Source organism: Methylophilus sp. Q8 (assembly GCF_000800115.1).
Classification (GTDB): domain Bacteria; phylum Pseudomonadota; class Gammaproteobacteria; order Burkholderiales; family Methylophilaceae; genus Methylophilus.
Genome location: NZ_JUHE01000001.1, coordinates 2633676 through 2655232 on the forward strand (window position 1 = coordinate 2633676; position 21557 = coordinate 2655232).

Sequence of the window (21557 nt, forward strand, 5' to 3'; positions counted from 1 at the left end):
TGGCAGCGCAAACAATAAAAAATTTAATCCGCCAGGCATAATGCTCTATGATGTCAGGCGTTTTCGTGAATAGATGACTGATCATGCCTAATGCCACCGCTTTACTGGATGACCCGATACTGGTTGAAGATGACTTGCCCAGCCTTGGCCAAACTCTGCCGTTCTTTCAACTGGTGAACCATGCGCTGGAAGATGTTTCATTAGACACCTTTCGCGGCCAGCGTAAAATCCTGCATTTTTTCCCAGGCATAGACACCTCTACCAGCGCCAATAGCGTACGCAGGCTGGACGGCATCGGAGCAAGCCTGGAGAATACCGTCATTCTGCACATCTCGCCTGATTTACCCTTCACCATGACACGTTTCTGCAGCGCAGAAAATCTGTCTGCAGGCATTCATTTATCCACCATGCGTGGCCGTGACATGCTTAAGAACTACGGTGTGCTGATGATGACCAGCAAACTGGCCGGATTACCTGCGCGTGTGCTGATGGTCGCTGACGAACATGACCGCGTATTGCATGTGGAACTGGTCAAAGAATTAACCAGTGAGCCCGACTACGATGCTGCCCTGGCTGCCCTGCAAAAATGATTCCCTTACTTTTTATGTGGTTGATTGACATTGGCTGACAAGTTAAAGTGCTCGTTTAACACTCATTCATCATGTTTTGGAGAAGATTATGGCAAGCGTAACGCTTAAAGGTAACCCGGTCGCCGTTGGCGGTAAATTTTTGGCTGCAGGCGACGCTGCCCCGGCTTTTCAACTGGCAGATGCCAAACGCAATCTGGTTGGCCTGGATGCCTACGCCGGCAAGCGTAAAGTACTGAACATTTTCCCTAGCATTGATACACCAACTTGCGCGACTTCAGTACGCACGTTCAACAAAGAAGCCAGCAGCGTGAACAATACCGTTGTATTGTGTGTATCTGCTGACTTGCCGTTTGCACAAAGCCGTTTCTGCGGCGCAGAAGGTCTGGAAAACGTAGTCACCCTGTCCACTTTCCGTGATACTGCAAAATTTGCCACTGACTACGGCGTATTCATCACTGACAGCAGCCTGGCTGGCTTAACTGCACGTGCGGTTGTAGTGCTGGATGAAAACAATCAAGTATTGCATAGCGAACTGGTGGGCGAAATCGCTGACGAGCCAAACTATGCTGCTGCGCTGGCTGTATTGAAATAAGCAATTAGCACGCAATAAAAAAGCCAGCAGATGCTGGCTTTTTTATTTGGCTAAGACGACGCTTAAACGCGCTTGAACAACAGGCTGCCGTTAGTGCCGCCAAAACCGAAGTTGTTTTTCAGGGCATATTCGATCTGTAGATCACGTGCGGTGTTGGCACAGTAATCCAGATCGCACTCCGGATCCTGATTAAACAAATTAATAGTAGGCGGCGAAATCTGATTGTAAATAGACAATACAGTAAATACAGACTCCAAACCACCAGCGCCACCCAACAAGTGACCTGTCATAGACTTGGTGGAGTTCACCACCAGTTTATAAGCGTGGTCACCAAACGTCGCTTTAATCGCGTTGGTTTCGTTGGCATCACCCAACGGCGTCGATGTGCCATGTGCATTCATAAACTGCACTTGATCAGGGTTAACGCCTGCATTTTTCAGAGCGTTTACCATGGATCGACGTGGGCCATCCATATTTGGCGCGGTCATGTGATAGGCATCAGCACTTAAACCATAGCCAGCCAGTTCAGCATAAATTCTGGCACCACGGGCTTTGGCGTGCTCATACTCCTCAAGCACCATCACCCCGGCACCTTCACCAATAACAAAGCCATCACGGTCTTTATCCCAGGGACGACTGGCCGTTGCCGGATCATCGTTGCGATTAGACAAGGCGCGCGCAGAGGCAAAGCCACCAACACTCAGCTCGGTAATCGCTGCTTCAGCGCCACCAGCCACCATCACATCGGCATCGCCGTACTCAATCATGCGTGCTGCTTCACCAATGCTGTGCGTGCCTGTGGTACAGGCCGTCACCACGGCGATATTCGGGCCTTTTAAGCCCAGCATGATCGACAGGTTGCCAGAAATCATATTGATAATGGTACCAGGAATAAAGAATGGCGAGATCTTGCGTGGGCCACCTTCGTCATAACTGTCGTTAGTGGACTCAATCAAGCCCAAACCACCAATCCCGGAACCGATGGTGACACCGATGCGCTCGGCATTGGCGTCAGTCACCTCCAGGCCAGAATCACGGAAGGCTTCCAGGCCAGCTGCCAGGCCATACTGGATAAAGGTATCCATACGGCGGGCATCTTTGGCCGGAATAAAATCTTCAGCGTTAAAGCCTTTTACTTCGCCTGCAATTTGCGAGGCGAATGGTGTGGGATCAAATTTGGTGATGCGGGTAATGCCTGATTGACCAGCAACCAGATTGTCCCAAGCGGTTTGGGTACCAATCCCTACTGGAGACACCACGCCCAAGCCAGTTACTACTACTCTGCGTTTCGTCATAATAGAAAATCAGCCCTCTTGCGAGGGCTGATTGAAGAATGAAGTCAATGAATTACTTGAGGTTTGCGTTGACGTAGTCAATCGCTTGCTGCACGGTTGTGATTTTTTCTGCTTCGTCGTCAGGAATTTCGCAATCGAATTCTTCTTCCAAAGCCATCACCAATTCTACGGTGTCCAGAGAATCTGCACCCAGATCATCTACGAAAGATGATGTGTTTTTAACGTCAGCTTCGTTTGCACCCAGTTGTTCACAAACGATTTTCTTTACGCGTTGTTCGATGTCGGACATCTAAAATACCCCTTTGTTGATAAGTGTCGTGTTCAATAAACCGGTATTCTAGCAAAACTTGCCCAGAATACCAAAGAAACTATATATTAAGCGCAGTACATCCCACCATTGACATGGATGGTTTCACCAGTAATGTAAGCAGCCGCAGGCGACGCCAGGAAAGCAACCGTGGCGGCGATTTCATCGACCTGACCCAAACGGCCAACCGCAATGCGCTCCAGCATTTTGGCTTTAATCTCTTCTGGTAGTTCAGCCGTCATGTCGGTTTCAATAAAACCAGGCGCGACACAGTTCACTGTAATGCCACGGCTACCAACCTCTTGCGCCATGGACTTGGTAAAACCGGTCATCCCTGCTTTCGCGGCAGCATAATTCACTTGCCCGGCATTGCCCATATGGCCGACCACGCTGGAAATATTGATAATGCGGCCCTGGCGCGCCTTCATCATCGGACGCAACACCGCCTGGCTCATACGGAACACGGACTTCAGGTTGGTGTTCAATACAGCATCCCAGTCTTCATCCTTCATGCGCATCAGCAAGGTATCTTTGGTGATGCCAGCATTGTTGACCAGAATAGAAACTTCACCGTACTGTTCCGCTATCTGCTTTAAAACGGCTTCGATTTGTTCGGGCTGGGTCACATCCAGCGCCAAACCAACGCCATTCACACCGGCAGCCTGCAGGTGGGCAGTAATCGCTTCTGCCCCGCTGGCCGAAGTCGCCGTACCAATCACGGTTGCGCCCTGCTTACCCAAGGTCTGCGCAATCGCTGCGCCAATGCCACGGCTTGCGCCAGTCACCAATGCTACTTGTTGATTCAACATATCCACTCCTTATTGCGCAACAAATGCTTGCACAGATTCATCATTGACCAGTGCGACACAAGTCATGTCAGCCACAATGCGCTTGGCTAAACCAGCCAGCACCTTGCCCGGGCCACATTCGGCAGCACTCAACACCTCTTGCGAGGCTAATTGTTGCACGGTCTCTACCCAGCGGACCGGGCTATGCAACTGGCGCACCAGTGCGTCTTTAATTTGCGCGGCATCGCTATATGCCACCACGTCCGCATTGTGCAATACTGGCACCACAGGCGCTTGCACATCCACGTTTTGTAAATATTCACGCAGTTTATCCGCCGCAGGCTTCATCAGCTCACAGTGCGATGGCACGCTGACAGGTAACGGCAAAGCACGTTTAGCACCTTTAGCTTTGGCCAACTCCATGCCGCGCTCAACCGCGGCTTTGTCACCGGCAATCACCACCTGGCCGGGTGAATTAAAATTCACGGCCTGCACCACCTGGCCTTGGGCCGCTTCGGTGCACACGGCACGCACAGTATCATCATCCAGGCCCAAAATAGCGGCCATGGCGCCCTGACCTTCCGGCACTGCTTGCTGCATGACCTGGGCGCGAAACTTGACCAATGGCAAGGCATCTGCAAATGAAATCGCACCGGCAGCCACCAACGCAGTATATTCACCCAGACTGTGACCAGCCATAGCTGTTGGCAGCTTGCCACCAAGTGCTTGGTAGACGCGCCAGGTAGCAACCCCTGCAGTGAGCATGATAGGTTGCGTATTTTCGGTCAGGTTAATTTCGTCATTGGCTTCTGTCGCCATTTTCCAGAAATCGACACCCAGTACAGAAGAAGCCTCATCAAAAGTTTGCTTGACGATGGCATGTGCCTCCAAGCCCTGCATCATGCCAACAGACTGTGAGCCCTGGCCTGGAAAGAAAAAAGCAAATTTAGACATAATGTTTGATCGCGTATTGACTAAAAAATAGGCAGGTCATCACATACATGACGCCTGCACACAGAAATTGCATTGGTTTAATACTTGACCAGCGCCGAACCCCAGGTAAATCCACCACCAAACGCCTCCATGAGCAGAATCTGTCCGCGTTGGATGCGGCCATCACGCACGGCAGTGTCCAGCGCCAAGGGAATAGACGCTGCAGAAGTATTACCGTGTCTATCTACCGTGATCACCACTTTTTCCATAGGCAAATCCAGTTTTTTGGCGGTTGCTTGCAGAATGCGGATATTGGCCTGGTGCGGCACCAGCCAGTCAATGTCAGACTTTTGCATATTGTTCGCTGCCAGCGTCTCATCCACAATCTGGTCCAGCGTATTCACCGCCATTTTAAACACAGCATTACCTTCCATCACCACGGTATCCGGACCATCCGCATTACGTGGCACATGCAGGTAAGTTTCGTAATTACCATCGGCATGGATATGCGTAGAAAGCACCCCTGGTTGCTCGCTGGCTTGCAGAATCACCGCACCAGCGCCATCACCCCATAAGATACAGTTGCTACGATCGGTGTAATCAGTGATGCGGGTAAACGTATCTGCACCGATGACCAGCACGTTGCGGTACTGACCTGACTTGATAAATTGATGGGCGGTGGTCAGCGCATAGACGAAGCCGCTACAGACGGCCTGCACGTCAAATGCCGGACAGCCGCTGATGCCTAACTTGCGTTGCACCATCGTCGCTACGCTGGGGAAGATTTTGTCTGGTGTGGTCGTCGCCACAATAATCAGGTCAATATCCTGCGCCTGAATGCCTGCGGCCTCAATGGCATTGCGTGCCGCATGCGTAGCCAAATCACTGGTGCGCTCATCCGTGACACGATGGCGTTGCTTGATACCGGTCCGGGCAAAAATCCACTCATCGGTGGTATCGACCATCTTTTCCAGATCGGCGTTGGTTAAAATAGTGGGTGGCAGATAGCTGCCAGTGCCTGCGATGCGTGCGTTAATCATCCGTACGATTATGCCTTAATTGGGTCAAATTACCTAGCCGAATGCAGCTCAGGACTGCTCGGAAGTCGTCAGGTGCTCGATCTCAAGCTGTGCCTGAATACGCTTCAAAATACCGCTCTGCGCCTCTTCCATGGCGACATGAATCGCATGGTAAAAACCGACGCTGTCCGCTCCACCATGGCTTTTCACCACAATACCGCGCAAGCCTAAAAAGCTGGCGCCATTATAGCGACGCGGATCCAGGCGTTTTTTGAACGCTTTTAATACCGGGAAAGCACCGAGCGCCATCAACTTGGTCAACCAGTTGCGCTTGAATTCCTGCGTCAGGAACTTGCCCATCATGTGTGCCAGGCCCTCAGTCGTTTTCAACGCCACATTACCGACAAAACCATCGCAGACCACGACATCGGTCGTGCCTTTGAAAATATCATCGCCTTCAACGTTACCGTAAAAGTTCAAATGGCTACCACGCAGCAACTCCGCCGCCTGCTTGGCCACTTCATTGCCCTTAATATCTTCAGAGCCAATATTAAGCAGGCCAACAGTAGGATTAGGTTTATTGCTGATACAGCTCACCACCATCGCGCCCATAATGGCAAACTGGTACAGGTGCTCTGGGGTACAGTCAGCATTGGCACCGAGGTCGAGCATAAACGTACTGCCATTTTCAGAAGGCAAAGTTGAGGCAATGGCCGGACGGTCAATACCAGGCAAGGTTTTAAGCACAAAACGTGCGGTTGCCATGAGGGCGCCGGTATTGCCCGCGCTGACGCAGGCCTGCGCCTCACCGGTTTTGACCATATTGATGGCCACGCGCATGGAAGAATCTTTTTTATTTTTCATCGCGCTTTGCGGCGATTCATCCATCAACACCACTTCGCTGGCATGGTGCACACGCAAACGCGGATTAGGCGAGACATGCAATGCTTTTAATTCGGCCTCAACCGCATCTTGCAAGCCAACCAGAATAATATTGAGATTAGGATTTTCGTTTAAAATACGCACTGCCGCAGGCACAGTCACATGTGGACCGTGATCTCCCCCCATGGCATCAATGGCAATCACTACTTCTTGTGAATGCACGTGTTGACCAGTTGTCATGTCATTTCCCAAATTTACTTTCCATGCACGGCACCTGTTATTAAAACACAGTGCTCAATTACTCAGATGCAGGCAAGTGCAGGCTTACGCCAGATACACAAACGCCGCGCATTTTAGTGCGCGGCGTGTTTTAAAGCTTGACGCTTTAATGCAGCGATTATTCGCCTTTAGCTGGCATCACTTTACGGCCACGGTAAAAACCGTTAGGGCTCACGTGATGACGCAAATGTACTTCACCAGTCGTTGGCTCAATCGCCAAAGGTGGGTTTGTCAAAAAGTCGTGTGAACGGTGCATACCACGCTTGGACGGTGTCTTTTTGTTTTGCTGAACTGCCATTTATATACTCCAAAATCAAACCGCCACACCTCAGAGAATGAAGTTAAAGGGCAGTTATAAATAAACTTAAAATGCTACCTAATCCGCAATTATAAAATATTCCAGAGACAACTGCAAATAAATCCTGCAAATATCGCTTTTGATTTGCTTTTTTGCATTTTCAGCATGCACAAACCAAACGCTCAGCGATCATTTATCCAGCTTTAACTGCTTGAGCGCCGCAAACGGATTAGGTTTTTCACCGGCAGATTGCTGCAAACTGACGCACGCTTCTTCATGCATCACCGCAATTGGCAAAGCCATCAACAACTCATCCTCAACCAACGACTCAATGGTCGTTTCGTCACCCTCTTCCAGCCAGTCCACGTACTCATCTTCAAGTAGCGCTTCCGGTGGCTCATCGCACAATGCAAACTCAAATTGCAAATCAAGCGCCTGTGGCAACGCGGCAAAACAACGCTGGCACACCAACGGCAACGCCGCCTGCACCGCTAAGGACAACATAGGCAAGGCAGTCTCGCTAAAAAAACGCGACGGCAACCCTTGTAATTGATAATGCACGCGCAACGCGCCCAATGCGTCAGCATCAGTGACGCCCAATGCTTGCAAGGCTTCTTGCAAGCGCGGCAAAGATGACAGTGCCAACTCACCTTCACTGTTTTTTTGCTGCCGGGCCAGCTCCTGAAATCGCGTCATAAGCTAAGAAAACTCTAAATATAAACAAGCATGACACTATAGCAAACTCGGCCGATCTTGACGACCAGCCATGCAGCAGACACGGCCAAAAATGACGTTCTACTTTTTAAGACCTCGGTTTGTTGTTATAATGACGTCGCATCACGCGGCGCTCTTTATCAAGGGCGCACTCATGGTGCCGGTTTGCATAATCGGCCATCCGCTCAGGCGGCCTTGTTAGTGCAAAACCACAACCAAACCAACTCAAAGCGCTTTAAATACAAGCAGTTGCTAACTAAATAAACGGTTGAGTTACTAAAAGACTCTGTCCTTTTTTCTTGCTTTAAGGGTAATGTGTGTTTAAGAAAATTTTAGTCGCGAATCGCGGTGAAATTGCGGTACGTATTGTGCGCGCCTGTTCAGAAATGGGCATCAAGTCGGTGGCCATTTACGCGGATGCCGACCGTCATGCCTTGCATGTCAAGAAAGCTGACGAAGCCTATAATATTGGCTCTGACCCGGTGGCAGGCTACCTGAACGCACACAACATCGTGAACATTGCTGTGGCTGCAGGCTGTGATGCCTTGCATCCTGGCTATGGCTTCCTGTCTGAAAATCCTGAGCTGGCTGAGGTCTGTGCCCGCCGCGGTATTAAGTTTATCGGCCCTGAAGCTGACGTGATTCGCCAGATGGGTGACAAGATTCAGGCGCGTAACGCCATGATCAATGCGGGTATTCCTTGCGTGCCGGGTAGCGATGGCAACCTGGAATCTCTAGATGCCGCTGTGCAACTGGCTAAAAAGATTGGCTATCCGGTGATGTTAAAAGCCACCAATGGTGGTGGTGGCCGCGGCATTCGTCGTTGCGATAGCGAAAAAGAACTATTAAGTAATTACGACCGCGTCATTTCCGAAGCCAGCAAAGCCTTTGGCAAGCCTGAAGTCTTCCTGGAAAAATGTGTCGTACATCCTCGCCATATTGAAGTACAGATTTTGGCCGATGCGCATGGCAATGTCATCCACTTGTTTGAACGCGACTGTTCTATCCAGCGCCGTAACCAGAAACTGATTGAAATTGCACCTTCGCCACAACTGTCGCAAGCTCAGCGCGATTACATTGGCGGCCTGGGCGTCAAGGCCGCGAAAGCCGTCGGTTATGAAAATGCCGGCACAGTCGAGTTCTTGCTCGATTCAGACAATAATTTCTACTTCATGGAAATGAACACCCGCTTGCAGGTGGAACATACCGTGACTGAAACCATTACCGGTGTTGATATCGTACAACAACAGATTCGTGTCGCTGCCGGCTTGCCACTGCAGTACAAGCAAAGCGAAATTGCTTTCCGTGGTTTTGCCATGGAATACCGTATCAATGCCGAAGATCCACAAAAGGATTTTCTGCCCAGCTTTGGCAAGATCACGCGCTACTATGCACCCGGCGGCCCCGGTGTGCGTATGGATGCAGCAATTTACAGCGGCTATGTCATTCCGCCCTACTACGACTCCATGTGCGCCAAACTAACAGTTTGGGCTTTGGACTGGGAAGGTGTGATTGAGCGCGGTCGCCGTGCGCTGAACGACATGGTGGTGTATGGCGTCAAAACGACGATCCCTTACTACCAGCAAATCATGCTACACCCAGATTTCCGGGCAGCCGATTTCAATACCAGCTTTGTGGAACAACATCCCGAGCTGACAGAATATGATGTCGGATTACCGAAAGAGTTGATGGCCGCAGCAATTGCTGCCGCGATTGCTGCCCACGAAGGCATTTGATTAACCGTATTGCAGATATTAATTTAGATCGACAAGATTATGAGCAAAATACATGTCACCGAACTCGTTTTAAGAGATGGACACCAATCCCTGATCGCGACGCGCATGCGTACCGAAGATATGCTGCCGATTGCCAGCAAACTGGATGAGATTGGTTTCTGGTCCCTGGAAGCCTGGGGCGGTGCCACCTTTGACGCCTGCGTGCGCTTTCTGAAAGAAGATCCATGGGAGCGCTTGCGCAGCCTGCGTAAAGCATTACCTAATACACCTATCAACATGCTGTTGCGTGGCCAGAACTTGCTGGGCTACCGTCACTACTCTGACGATGTCGTGCATGCCTTCGTCAAACAGGCGGCTGACACTGGTGTAGATGTGTTCCGCATTTTTGATGCAATGAACGACATCCGCAACCTGAAAACAGCGATTGAAGCCGTTAAAAACGTTAAAAAACACGCGATTGGTACCCTCTCATTTACTACCAGCCCGGTGCATGACATCAATTACTTCGTCAACATGGCCAAAGAGCTTGAGGGCCTGGGTTGTGACAGTATTGGTGTCAAAGACATGGCAGGTTTGCTGACACCAACCCTGGCGGGCGATCTGGTAAAAGCATTGAAAGCCGCCGTCAGCGTACCGGTTCACATGCATAGCCACGCCACCTCTGGTTTGGCCAGCATGGTCATGCTGAAGAGCGTTGAAAACGGCGTGGATATTATTGATACCTGTAATTCATCCTTCTCTGAAGGTGCCAGCCATCCGACCACTGAGAGCCTGGTGGCCGCATTAAAAGGTACGGAGTACGACACCGGCCTCGATTTGGGCAAACTGCAGGAAATCACCGCTTACTTTAAAGAAGTACGCAAGAAATACTGGCAGTTCGAAAGCGAATTCACTGGCGTAGATACCCGTGTCCTGGTTAACCAGGTGCCAGGCGGCATGATCTCCAACCTGTCTAACCAGCTGAAAGAACAAGGCGCACTCAACCGTATGGATGAAGTGCTGGCTGAGATTCCGCGTGTACGCCAGGACCTGGGCTACCCTCCGTTGGTCACACCGACCTCACAAATCGTGGGTACGCAGGCTGTATTAAACGTATTGACCGGTGGCCGTTACAAGTCCATCACCAACGAAGTGAAGAACTACTTGTTGGGCCAATATGGTAAAGCGCCTGCTGCTGTGAATGCAGACGTACGCAAACAGGCGGTAGGCGATGCAGAAGTCATCACTTGCCGTCCGGCAGACTTGCTGCAACCAGAACTGGCAAGACTGCAATCTGAAGCTGAGCGTTTCGCCAACAATGAGCAAGATGTACTGACCTACGCCATGTTCCCGGATATTGGCCAGACCTTCTTGCAAGAACGCAATGCCGGTTCATTGACACCAGAACCGCTGCTGAGCAAAGACGCCGTGACTCAGCAAACCGCTGCCGCACGCTACGCGCCTAACGAATTTAACATCACACTGCACGGTGAAACCTACCATATCAAACTGACAGGTAGTGGTCATGCTGGTGAAGAGCGCAAGCCTTACTACGTTAAAGTCGATGGCATTTCGGAAGAGGTGTTTGTAGAAACGCTGAGCGAGATGGAAGTCAGTGGTGGTGCGAATAATGGCTCTGCTGGCGGCAAGAAAAAAGCGTCTGTGGCGGCCAGCGGCCGCCCACGCCCTAGCCACCCAGGTTGCGTCACCACCGCCATGCCAGGCACCATTGTTACTGTCAAAGTCAATGTCGGCGACAAGGTCAACGCAGGTGATGGCGTGCTGGTGATTGAGGCGATGAAAATGGAAAACGAAATCCAGGCCAGCAAATCAGGCACTGTGGTTGCGATCCATGTCGCCAAAGGTGACAGCGTCACCCCGGATGAAACACTGATTGAAATTCAACCGGAATAATCCAGTGCACAAAAATCCCTGAAGCAATTCAGGGATTTTTGCTTTTAGCCATGACAAAATCTATCATTCTCGCCTCTTCTTCTCGTTACCGCCGCGAAGTGCTGCAAAAGCTGCATATCCCGTTTGAGTGCATCTCGCCCGAAATTGATGAAACCCCGCTTGATGGCGAAAGCCCTGAGCACACCTCGTTACGCCTGGCTGAGAGCAAGGCACGCAAAGTAGCCGAGAGCCAACCTCATGCGCTGATTATTGGCTGCGACCAGGTGGCAACAGTCGATGGCTTGCAGATAGGCAAACCTGGCAACCACGAGAATGCGGTCAAACAACTGACCATGCTTAGTGGTAAAGAGGTGATTTTTCATAGTGCGCTGTGTTTGTACGATAGTAGCAGCCAGTACATGCAATCGACTAATGTGCCCTACTTTGTTAAATTCAAAGCATTAACGGCCCTGCAAATTGAAACCTACTTGCGGCTGGAGCAACCCTACGACTGCGCAGGCAGCGCGAAGTCTGAGGGCATGGGCATCGCGCTGCTAGACTATATGCGCGGTGACGACCCCAATGCGCTGATTGGCCTGCCAGTCATCGCACTGGTCAATATGCTGCAACAAGCCGGCGTTGATGTCTTGTCCACCTCCAGGATTTAACCCCGCTACCTCTGGCGCCGAATAAAATCGTGTGTTAACTTTTGAACGGCTGTTGCGTTAAGGCAGTCTCAAGCGTATACGCTTATATACAAAAAACGAGAGGATATTCATGCGATTCAGCTCCCTGCTGTTTTTTTCCCTGGGTAGTGTTTCATTGTGCAGCAGTTCATTAGCACAAGCAGAAATGACGACGACCAGTCCGCAATCAGACCAGACCAGCGTCGCGGTGACCATCTACAACGAAGACCTGGCGCTGGTTAAAGATAGCCGTAAACTCAGTTTGAATAATGGCTTATCTGCCTTGTCATTCCGTGATGTCAGTGCGCAAATCAAACCCGAAACGGCCTTGTTGCGTAGCCTGTTGCCCAATACCAGCCTGCAAGTGTTGGAGCAGAACTTTGACTTTGACCTGCTCACCCCACAAAAACTGCTGGAGAAACACGTAGGCCAGCAAGTCACGATTATCCGTACTAACCCAAGCACAGGTGCCGAGACGCAAGAAACCGCTACTGTACTGTCGGCACAAGATGGCGTTGTGCTTAAAATAGGCAACCGTATTGAGACCGGCATGCCTGGCCGCCTCGTTTACCCTAACGTGCCTGGGCAACTCAAGGATCGCCCGACCCTGACCACCCAGGTGCAATACAAAGGGAACGATCAATCTAAAGACAGTGGGCAATCCAGCCTCGAATTAAGCTACCTCACCGGCGGCCTGCAATGGAAAGCCGACTACGTAGCCGAACTCAGCAGCAAAGAAGATGCCATTGACCTCTCCGGCTGGGTCACACTCACCAATACCAGTGGCACGGCTTATCCTAATGCCAAAGTGCAACTGGTGGCAGGTGACGTTAACCGTGTGCGCGAAACTATCCGCCCCAAAACCATGATGATGCGCTCTGAAGCCATGATGGCTGATGCAGCCATGCCCAGCGAGCAAGGGCTGCTTGAATATCACCTGTATACGCTACCACGCACGACGACCATAGGCGAGAACCAGACCAAACAAGTCGCCCTGCTTTCTGCCCAGCGTATTCCTGCACGTAAAGAGCTGGTATTAACGGGCGCCGATTATTACTATCAGGGCCAGTATCGCGACGTTGAGAAAAAACAAAAGGTGCAAGTGTTTGTCGAGTTTGAAAATAAAGAAAGCAGCAAGCTAGGCCTACCTTTACCTAAAGGCACCATGCGGGTGTATAAAAAAGATAATGATGGCACCGCACAATTTGTCGGGGAAGACCAGATCGACCATACGCCGAAAAACGATACCGTACGCCTGAAACTCGGCAACGCGTTTGATGTTACCGCCGACCGCGTGCAAACCGACTTTAAAAACCTCAGCAAACCAAACCAGACGCAACTTTATGAAAGCGCTTATGCCATCACCCTGCATAACGCTAAAAAAGAAGCCGTGACAGTGACGGTGCAAGAGCCGATCAATGGCGACTGGAAAATCCTCAATGAATCACAAGCGCATAAGAAAACCAGCGCGCACCAAGCCACCTGGCAAGTCAATGTGCCTGCTGAAGGTGATGTGACGCTTAAATATCGTGTACAAGTGAAGTATTAATCTCGCGCCATCCAAGCAGTCTCAGAAAAAGCATTCTTGCAAAAGAATGCTTTTTTTATGCCCTGCATGGGATAATCCGGCTTTTAAAAACCTATCGATCATATTATGGCTGCCGGCACTTTATACTTTATCCCCGTCCCTCTCGCTGAAGGCACCACCCCGCAACAAGTGCTCCCGCCAGAAGTCGTGCAACGCATGCACAGCCTGCGCCACTTTATTGTCGAAAATGAAAAAACTGCGCGCCAGTTCCTAGCCGCCAGCGGCCATCCGGTGCCTATCCGCGAATTAAACCTGTCAGTGCTCACTAAAGATACACCGAGTAAAGACCTGGCTAAATTATTGCAACCCATACAGCAAGGCACTGACGTAGGGTTAATGAGCGAAGCTGGCTGCCCGGGCATTGCTGACCCTGGCGCCGCATTAGCTGCGGTTGCACATCACAAAGGCATACGTGTAGTGCCTTTAATCGGCCCTAGCAGTTTGTTACTGAGCTTGATGGCCAGCGGCCTCAATGGTCAGCGGTTTACGTTTTTAGGCTATTTGCCCAGCGATAAAAACGAGCGTATCAAAACCATCAAAGGCATTGAGTTTGACTCCAGAAAACAACAGGCCACACAGCTGTTTATCGAAACGCCTTACCGCAACCAGCATGTGCTGGAAGACCTGGTTGCCAACCTGCAACCGCTCACTCTGCTATGCGTGGCATGCAATATAACGGCACAAGATGAATTGATTGTGACCAAAACCATCGCCGACTGGAAAAAATCAGCGTTGCCGGATGTGCATAAGAAACCCACCGTGTTTTTGCTACTCGCATAATGAATAATTAAGTGCAGAAAAAAGCCCCGCATCAAGCGGGGCTTTTCATAGCCAGCGATCAATCAGACTGAGCGACGTCTAACAACAGAGGCCATCAGGCCAAATCCTGCCAGCAACATGCTAAAAGTGTCAGCTTCGGGGACCGGTATCGTTGGCGTCATGGTTACCCAATAAACGCCCAACCCATTGTTTTGATAAGCCTGAAAAAATGGAAAAGTCACTAATACCTTGCCATAGTTACCTGCATCCGTTTTAACCGCAAATACTGAGTTAGCCGTGAGCAAATTCCCGACATCGCCACCGCTAATCCCTGTAGAAGAATACGTCAACGCCTCAAGATCACTCACCGTCAATGCATTAAAACTCAAACCACCAACACCTACTTGGCCGACATAAGCGAGTTGAGCCGTTGAATAAGGCATCAATACGCGGCTCGTTGACGTAATTTGCTCCCACCACACATCTGCACCAGGACCAGTTGTTAATGACCCGGTATCAAAATCGAATAAATAAGTACCCGGAATCACCGTGACGCCTTCTGAAACAGACGCGGCCTGTGCACTGGTGGCAACACCGCTCGCCATCACCAAAGCTAATAATGCAGTGGCTATGCAACGCTTGTATGCATGTTTAAACAATCTCATCTCAGCTCTCCAAATTAATATAAAAGTCCACTATTATTAACTTATTTTAACTTAATTTGCAACAGGTTAAATTGAAACATCACCCTCACATCCATATGATTTTCAGGCACGGCCTGATAAAAGCGGGTGATAAATTCACAAATAATGTGGCATCCTTACACGCAATCAATATTAAAGGCCAGAGATGCATCCTCGCATAACTCAACACGCGCTCGTATGGACGGCCCTTTTCTGTCTCCAGAACGGACATGCGGCTGAAGGGTTGATCGAAATAGAAGGTCATGGCTGGCATATTGCCATCACGCCTGAACAACTGGCCCTGGTTGGCAACAAACAAGACCTCACCACCTTCAAATTAATCCAGGCCATCATCGCGGGCGAAGAGCAGTCTACTTTTCTGGCAAAAACGCTACAAGCCACCTACCCGGAACGTCAGCTATTTTATGATTACGTAACCAACCGGCGCGGGAACCCCGCCAACAACCCTCATATCCTATTTACCCAAAAGCCGTCTTTGCTTGCGCTGGAGATACAAGACTCCCCCGCATACATGCTGATAGGCACGCATGAGGCTGATTATCTGGCAGGAGATGAACGCGATAACTGGCTCGCTGGACTTGCGGGCATTGATAGCTATGACGCGGGCACAGGAGACGACATACTGTTGGTGGAAAATCCTGAGTCACATATAAAAGGCGGTGAAGGCATAGATAGCGTGGTCTTTACCTCACCACAAAGCAATGTCTTGAATCTGGCACAGTCAGACATTGAAATTGCATTTGGCCATCGTGGCAATGATATTTTAATTGGCGGCGGTAGAAGCTCCGTCTACATCAACGCAGGTGCAGGCGATGATATCGTGATCGGCGGAGCCGCCAATGATGTACTGGTCGGAGACGTGGGCAGTGACCTGGTAGATGGTGGCGCCGGCAATGACCTGATATATGGCGGGGAAGGCCAGGACCAGCTACTCGGCGGGACTGGAGATGATATTCTGCTTGGGCAGCAAGGTGACGATAAGCTCAACGGTAGTACAGGCAACGATGTACTGGAAGGTGGCGCTGGCGACGATACGCTGGAGGGTAGCGAAGGAGTGGACATGGCCGCTTTTACCGGCAACCTGGAAGAATACCGCTTACAAAAACTCAACGACGCCAGCTGGCGCATCAGCGACCGAATAAATGCGCGTGACGGGAGCGATATACTCGTCAATATCGAAACGCTGTACTTCAAGAACACCGGCTGGGTGGACCTGACCATCCCTGAGCCTATCCCAGTCGCGGATGCGATCACTTTGCATGACGGTGACTTTCAGATCATGAAACCGTTTGGCAATCCAACCAAGGTCATGGTCATAGATGCGAATCGCCTGACAAATAATGACTTCAGCATGCAACCTGGACGACTGAAAATACAAGCCATTACAGACAAATATGGTAAAGAAATCCGCTTGGACAATATGGGAGATATTGACGCAGGCAGCATTATGCTCACATCTGACAACAAGATTGTGTTTTCGCCTACCATCGCTAACAACTTTTCCTTTAACTTCAAATACATACTTAAGGCTGTAAACCCAGAAAAACCAAGAACCATTTACCATCTGCTGTACAAACAATCCCACCGCATGGCTGCAAAAGTCACGCTTTCAATGGACGGCCCTTCCCGCACAGCAGAAACGTCTACGAGCTTTACATGCGAACAACATTGCGTACTGCCTGAGGCGTTTAAAAAGCTTCAATTATTAGGAAACCGCCACATCAACGGCAATGGCAATTCACTAGATAATCTCCTGATCGGCAACCCGGCAAATAACATACTGGATGGCGCTGAGGGGGAAGACATCATGATAGGTGGTGCTGGTAACGATACCTACTATGTCGACCATGCACATGATATGGTTAAAGAAAATGCAAACGATGGCAATGATACGGTCTACAGCAGTACAGACCAATATCAGCTACCTGAACACGTTGAAAATCTGATATTGCTGCCAGATGGCACAGATGGCAACGGCAATCAACTGGATAATATTATCTTTGGCAATGCCAGAGATAATACACTCACAGGCGCAGAGGGAAACGATATCCTCGACGGCCAAGAAGGCAACAATACGCTGGTTGGCGGAAGAGGCAACGACCATCTCATCGCCCTCAAAGGCAAAACGCACATCATTTTCACCCGTGGTGATGGACAAGACAGCGTACAGCAAAATAACCAGTCACAACTCACGCTAGCGCTCGGGCAAGATATTCCAGCCAGTGAAGTGTCTCTCGCGCGCAACAACCAAAATCTACACATCAGGCTTGCACACAGCAACGACGAAATCACATTCCTAAATTGGTTTGAGAGCAAAGGTAGCCTCACAATCCAAAGCGGTGATGCAAAACAGTTAAACAACGTGCAATTGGATGACCTTTTCAATCCATCTGACTTGAAACTTCAGGGACTATCTGAAGAGCCTACCGAAGAAAAAGAGCGTTACCAAGAAAAACTCAATGCGCTATGGCTTAAGTTAGCGCTATAAGTCCATTTTACTGCCCGCGCATAAACATCTTGTCCAAATCATTCAGACTCACCTGAAACCAGGTCGGTCTGCCATGATTACACTGCCCGCTGCGCTCTGTCGCTTCCATATCCCGAAGTAAGGCATTCATTTCAGTAATCGTCAGTTGTCTATTTGCACGCACCGCTGCGTGGCAGGCCATCGTACCCAGCACCTCGTTCTGACGTTCCAACAACACACGACTGACACCGTATTCGTTCAGGTCGCGCAATACCGCGCGCGCCAACGCCACGGCATCTGCACCTTGCAGCATGGTCGGTATGGCGCGGATCGCAATCGTGGTTGGTGATAATGTGGCTAGATCAAAACCCAGCTGCTGCAAAGTATCGCTACCTTGCAGGCTTTGCAGGGTGGCGACTTCGACTTTCTCAGCGTAAAAGCTGATCGGAATCAGCAAGGGTTGCGTAGCGATCGCCTGTTCACTAAGCGCATTTTTCAGGCGCTCATACATAATGCGCTCGTGTGCGGCGTGCATATCAACCACCACCATGCCTTGCGTGTTTTGAGCAAGGATATAAATGCCATGCAACTGTCCCAACGCAAAGCCCAGAGGATATTGTTGTGGCGCTTCGCTTGTTGCTTGAATTAACTCGGCTATGGGCATTTCCTGCAAACCGACAGAAGAATGACTTTCTTCCATATTCCCAGCTGTTGTTGCAGGTTTTAAATCCCCATAGAGCTGGCCGTAAAACTGCTGCGCCAGCGCAGCGCCATTGCTCACACTTGGTTGGTAATTGCCACCAAACGCCGGGCGACTTTGCAAAGGCATTTCAACCTGTTCACGTGGCATGTTAAAAGCTGGCGCATTGCCAGGCCGAAACGGGTTAAACGGCGCTTGCACGGGCTGGCTAGCCTGAATTTCGGCCGAGGTTTTACCCAAGGCTTTATGCAGGCTATGGAAAATAAAACGATGCACGGCTTGCGACTCGCGGAAGCGGACTTCGGTTTTGGCCGGGTGTACGTTGACATCCACCAGCGATGGATCGAGCTCTAAAAACAGCACAAACGCGGGATGTTTGTCTCCATGCAGCACATCCTGATAGGCTTGTTTAATGGCGTGGGCAATCAGTTTGTCGCGTACGAAACGGCCATTCACAAACACATATTGGCTATCGCGGCTGTGACGCTGGTAAGTCGGCGACGCAGTCATGCCCCACAGGCGCAAGCCACCGCTCTCTTCTTCCAGCCAGACGCTTTGCGAGGCAAACTCACTGCCCAGCACGTCGGTGATGCGTTGTTGCGGCGTATTCGCCGCCAGACGCGTCATCGCCTTACCATTATGCTGCAATAAGAAGCCGACATTGGGCCGTGACAAAGCGACACGGGTAAACGCACCTTCGCAATGACCGAATTCAGTGTTTTCAGTTTTCAAAAACTTGCGCCTGGCCGGCGTGTTAAAGTACAAATCATGCACCTCAACGATCGTGCCTGCATCCAGTGCGGCCGGGCTCACGGTTTGTCCTTGCGTGCCCTCGGCGGCAATTTGCCAGGCATGGCTAGCCGCTTGCTGACGACTAGTGAGCACCGTGCGTGAAATGGAGGCGATACTCGCCAGCGCTTCGCCGCGGAAGCCTAAACTGCCGACTTGCTCCAGGTCTTCCAGGCTTTGAATTTTGCTGGTGGCGTGCCGCGTCAGCGCAAGCTCTAGCTCGTCTTTGGCAATACCATGGCCATTGTCGGTCACTTTGAGTAACTTCATGCCACCTTGCTGTAAGGCCACCTGCACTTGCGTACTGCCTGCGTCAACGCTGTTTTCCAGCAATTCTTTCAGCGCCGAGGCTGGGCGCTCGACCACTTCTCCAGCAGCAATTTGTGAAATGAGTTGGTCAGGCAGTAGTTGGATTTTCATCCTGCCATTTTAAACCGTTTGGTAGAATGACTGCATGTTCGCCAACGAATTTCAGCAATATTTATCCCGCTTTACGCTCGCCCGCCAGTTGGGTCGCCAGCATCACTTTTACGTGGGCCCGACCAATTCCGGCAAAACCTACCAGGCACTTGAGACCTTACGCCAGGCTGCGTCTGGCGTTTACCTGGCGCCATTACGCTTACTGGCGATGGAAGTGCGCGACCGCCTGATGCAGGCTGGCGTACCGTGTAACCTGGTCACTGGCGAAGAACGCGTGATGGTGCCTGGCGCCAAACATACAGCCTCGACCATTGAAATGTTGCGGCCAGATCTGGCGGTAGACGTCGCTGTGATTGATGAAATCCAGATGCTGATGGATCCGGATCGTGGCAGCGCCTGGACGGCCGCACTGGTTGGCGTGCCTGCCAAGCAGGTATTTATTTGTGGTGCCAATAGCGTGACAGAAAGCTGTACGCGTGTGCTGGACGCCTTAAATGAGCCTTACACCCTCACCCACTTGCAACGTATGACACCCTTGCTGATTGAAGATCACAGCATTTGCGGTGCACGCTACCACGCGGCCAAATTACATAAAGCCCTGCAACCCGGCGACGCGATTATCGCCTTTAGCCGCAAAGATGTGCTGACACTCGCAGTACGCATTCGTCAATGGGGCTTAAGCGTCGCCACCATTTACGGCGCGCTATCGCCAGAAGTCCGTCGTGGCGAATCTGCCCGCTTTGCCAATGGAGAAGCACAAATACTGGTGGCAACAGACGCCATTGGCATGGGCCTCAACCTGCCTATCCGTCGCGTGATCTTTGCCAATATTCATAAATTTGACGGTGTCGCCCCACGCCCGCTCAACGCCACCGAAATGCGCCAGATTGCGGGTCGTGCCGGCCGTCACGGACTTTATGACACTGGCTATGTAACGGTATTGGAAGATGACGAGCAATGGCATTTGCAAGCCATGCTGCAAGTCGACGATACCGTGCCACCGTTTGCGCTACCCATTGCGCTAGGCGGTGGTGATATTGAAACTTTAAGCCAGCAAATCCCGACTTGGCGGCTGGCTGAGTGTGTAGAGTATTTGCATAACCAATACGCCAGGCAACACGACCAACAGCACTTGCAATGGCAAGTCACCGCATTGCAATATCAACAAGCCTTACTCATAGATGAAGTCGCGCCCACACTCAGCATGCGCGACAAATACCGCCTCATGTGCGCGCCGCTGGCAATACAAGTGCCGATTGCAAGGGATTATTTTATGCAATGTGTCACCGCTGTCGCCACGCAGCAACCCCGCTCATTACCAAATATGCCGGATTGGCTGAATGGACAGCAAGCGCAACACCTGGAACAAGCTGAGTTGATTTGCCAGCATTTGAGTTTGTATAGCTGGCTGTCGTATCAATATCCTCGGGTTTTCCCGGATAGAGCGCTGATTGATGATGCGAGGAAAAAGCTGAATGCGTATATCAGCAGAGCGTTGCGGGTACAGGCGGGATATGGGAAGACGCAGCGGGAAGCGGAGTTAGCGCAGTATCGTTAAAAAATGGCAGCATACTGTCAGGTTGCTTTTCGCTTTCACAGCGAGTTACTTTTCTTTGCTTGCACAAAGAATAAGTAACCAAAAGAAATGCCCCCCAGCTTCCGCTTGATTCCTGTGCTACTCGGTTTGCCGGGCGTCCATCGAAACTCGCCCTGACAAGCCACACAGAACGTGGCTTGTTGCGGAACTCGGACAGCCGATGGCCGAAAGCTCCCACCAACCCTGCGTTGCTCGGCGCGGCAGATGGGGACCCCGAACACCAAATGAGTGCCATCATTTAGCGGTTTTAATAAAAGAATCTGTTTTATGAACCATCCAGACTTCTACGATGTGAGTTTGGCGAGACAAATCCCATCCCATCACGCTGAGTAGCAGAGACAAAGTGGGGGTAGTCGGCCATCGGCTGTTCGAGTTCCGCGGTGGCTTGCGGGGTGTGCAAGCCGCTAGGGCGAGTTTCGATGGACGCCCACTTTGTTGAGCAACGCAAGGAAGCCGAAGGCCGTGATGGCTGGGTGCCCTCCTCTTTGGTTACTTTCTGAGGGGCAAGCATCAGAAAGTGACTCGCCTAGAGGCGAAAAAGC

The 21557-nt window shown here is 50.9% G+C and carries 19 protein-coding genes; 9 read left to right on the forward strand and 10 right to left on the reverse strand.

Annotated elements, in window-relative coordinates:
- Positions 1 to 83 precede the first annotated feature (83 nt).
- Together tpx (GQ52_RS12420) and tpx (GQ52_RS12425) are read left to right on the forward strand one after the other, a co-directional pair.
- Positions 84 to 590 (forward strand): thiol peroxidase, encoded by a 507-nt coding sequence (gene tpx, locus GQ52_RS12420; RefSeq protein WP_047518128.1) that lies wholly within the window; start codon positions 84 to 86, stop codon positions 588 to 590.
- 88 nt (positions 591 to 678) lie between these two features.
- Positions 679 to 1182, forward strand: coding sequence for a thiol peroxidase (gene tpx, locus GQ52_RS12425; RefSeq protein WP_019882198.1), 504 nt, complete (start codon positions 679 to 681; stop codon positions 1180 to 1182).
- Between the two features lie 62 nt (positions 1183 to 1244).
- Here the strand turns inward: tpx (GQ52_RS12425) and fabF are convergent, their stop codons facing one another.
- The 8 genes from fabF to GQ52_RS12465 all read right to left on the reverse strand — a co-directional run bounded on the left by fabF (position 1245) and on the right by GQ52_RS12465 (position 7679).
- Positions 1245 to 2477, reverse strand: a complete 1233-nt coding sequence (gene fabF / locus GQ52_RS12430; protein WP_047518133.1) for a beta-ketoacyl-ACP synthase II — start codon at positions 2475 to 2477, stop codon at positions 1245 to 1247.
- 52 nt (positions 2478 to 2529) lie between these two features.
- On the reverse strand, positions 2530 to 2766 hold the full coding sequence (gene acpP, locus GQ52_RS12435) for an acyl carrier protein (protein WP_019882196.1): 237 nt from the start codon (positions 2764 to 2766) through the stop codon (positions 2530 to 2532).
- Between the two features lie 86 nt (positions 2767 to 2852).
- The gene (fabG, locus tag GQ52_RS12440) at positions 2853 to 3593 is read right to left on the reverse strand and encodes a 3-oxoacyl-ACP reductase FabG (protein WP_019882195.1); all 741 of its coding nucleotides are present in this window, start codon (positions 3591 to 3593) and stop codon (positions 2853 to 2855) included.
- Positions 3594 to 3602: 9 nt separating this feature from the next.
- Positions 3603 to 4526 carry an ACP S-malonyltransferase gene (gene fabD / locus GQ52_RS12445; RefSeq protein ID WP_019882194.1) on the reverse strand — a complete coding sequence of 308 codons (924 nt, stop codon included), beginning with the start codon at positions 4524 to 4526 and terminating at the stop codon, positions 3603 to 3605.
- A 77-nt stretch (positions 4527 to 4603) separates the two neighbouring features.
- Positions 4604 to 5545, reverse strand: a complete 942-nt coding sequence (locus GQ52_RS12450) for a beta-ketoacyl-ACP synthase III (protein WP_047518135.1) — start codon at positions 5543 to 5545, stop codon at positions 4604 to 4606.
- A 48-nt stretch (positions 5546 to 5593) separates the two neighbouring features.
- Complete coding sequence (gene plsX / locus GQ52_RS12455; RefSeq protein ID WP_019882192.1) at positions 5594 to 6646, reverse strand: phosphate acyltransferase PlsX; 1053 nt, start codon at positions 6644 to 6646, stop codon at positions 5594 to 5596.
- A gap of 157 nt (positions 6647 to 6803) precedes the next feature.
- Positions 6804 to 6983: a 50S ribosomal protein L32 gene (gene rpmF / locus GQ52_RS12460; protein ID WP_018985326.1), complete on the reverse strand. Its 180-nt coding sequence runs from the start codon at positions 6981 to 6983 to the stop codon at positions 6804 to 6806.
- A gap of 189 nt (positions 6984 to 7172) precedes the next feature.
- Positions 7173 to 7679, reverse strand: coding sequence for a DUF177 domain-containing protein (locus GQ52_RS12465; protein WP_047518137.1), 507 nt, complete (start codon positions 7677 to 7679; stop codon positions 7173 to 7175).
- A 335-nt stretch (positions 7680 to 8014) separates the two neighbouring features.
- On the opposite strand from GQ52_RS12465, the gene GQ52_RS12470 reads away from it, so the two are divergent.
- The 5 genes from GQ52_RS12470 to GQ52_RS12490 all read left to right on the forward strand — a co-directional run bounded on the left by GQ52_RS12470 (position 8015) and on the right by GQ52_RS12490 (position 14359).
- Positions 8015 to 9433, forward strand: coding sequence for an acetyl-CoA carboxylase biotin carboxylase subunit (locus GQ52_RS12470; protein WP_019882190.1), 1419 nt, complete (start codon positions 8015 to 8017; stop codon positions 9431 to 9433).
- Between the two features lie 39 nt (positions 9434 to 9472).
- The gene (gene oadA / locus GQ52_RS12475; RefSeq protein ID WP_047518139.1) at positions 9473 to 11326 is read left to right on the forward strand and encodes a sodium-extruding oxaloacetate decarboxylase subunit alpha; all 1854 of its coding nucleotides are present in this window, start codon (positions 9473 to 9475) and stop codon (positions 11324 to 11326) included.
- Between the two features lie 50 nt (positions 11327 to 11376).
- The gene (locus GQ52_RS12480; RefSeq protein WP_047518141.1) at positions 11377 to 11973 is read left to right on the forward strand and encodes a Maf family nucleotide pyrophosphatase; all 597 of its coding nucleotides are present in this window, start codon (positions 11377 to 11379) and stop codon (positions 11971 to 11973) included.
- Between the two features lie 109 nt (positions 11974 to 12082).
- Entirely contained in the window at positions 12083 to 13540 is a 1458-nt protein-coding gene (locus GQ52_RS12485; RefSeq protein WP_369798333.1) for a DUF4139 domain-containing protein, read from the forward strand.
- Between the two features lie 105 nt (positions 13541 to 13645).
- Entirely contained in the window at positions 13646 to 14359 is a 714-nt protein-coding gene (locus tag GQ52_RS12490; protein WP_019882186.1) for an SAM-dependent methyltransferase, read from the forward strand.
- Between the two features lie 62 nt (positions 14360 to 14421).
- On the opposite strand, the gene GQ52_RS12495 is transcribed toward GQ52_RS12490, so the two are convergent.
- Positions 14422 to 15003, reverse strand: a complete 582-nt coding sequence (locus GQ52_RS12495; RefSeq protein ID WP_047518143.1) for a PEP-CTERM domain protein — start codon at positions 15001 to 15003, stop codon at positions 14422 to 14424.
- A 262-nt stretch (positions 15004 to 15265) separates the two neighbouring features.
- On the opposite strand from GQ52_RS12495, the gene GQ52_RS12500 reads away from it, so the two are divergent.
- Positions 15266 to 17530 (forward strand): calcium-binding protein, encoded by a 2265-nt coding sequence (locus GQ52_RS12500; protein ID WP_235273303.1) that lies wholly within the window; start codon positions 15266 to 15268, stop codon positions 17528 to 17530.
- 7 nt (positions 17531 to 17537) lie between these two features.
- On the opposite strand, the gene mutL is transcribed toward GQ52_RS12500, so the two are convergent.
- Positions 17538 to 19418, reverse strand: coding sequence for a DNA mismatch repair endonuclease MutL (gene mutL / locus GQ52_RS12505; protein ID WP_047518145.1), 1881 nt, complete (start codon positions 19416 to 19418; stop codon positions 17538 to 17540).
- Positions 19419 to 19452: 34 nt separating this feature from the next.
- Between mutL and GQ52_RS12510 the strand changes: the two genes are divergently transcribed.
- Entirely contained in the window at positions 19453 to 20976 is a 1524-nt protein-coding gene (locus tag GQ52_RS12510; RefSeq protein ID WP_047518147.1) for a helicase-related protein, read from the forward strand.
- Positions 20977 to 21557: the final 581 nt, after the last annotated feature.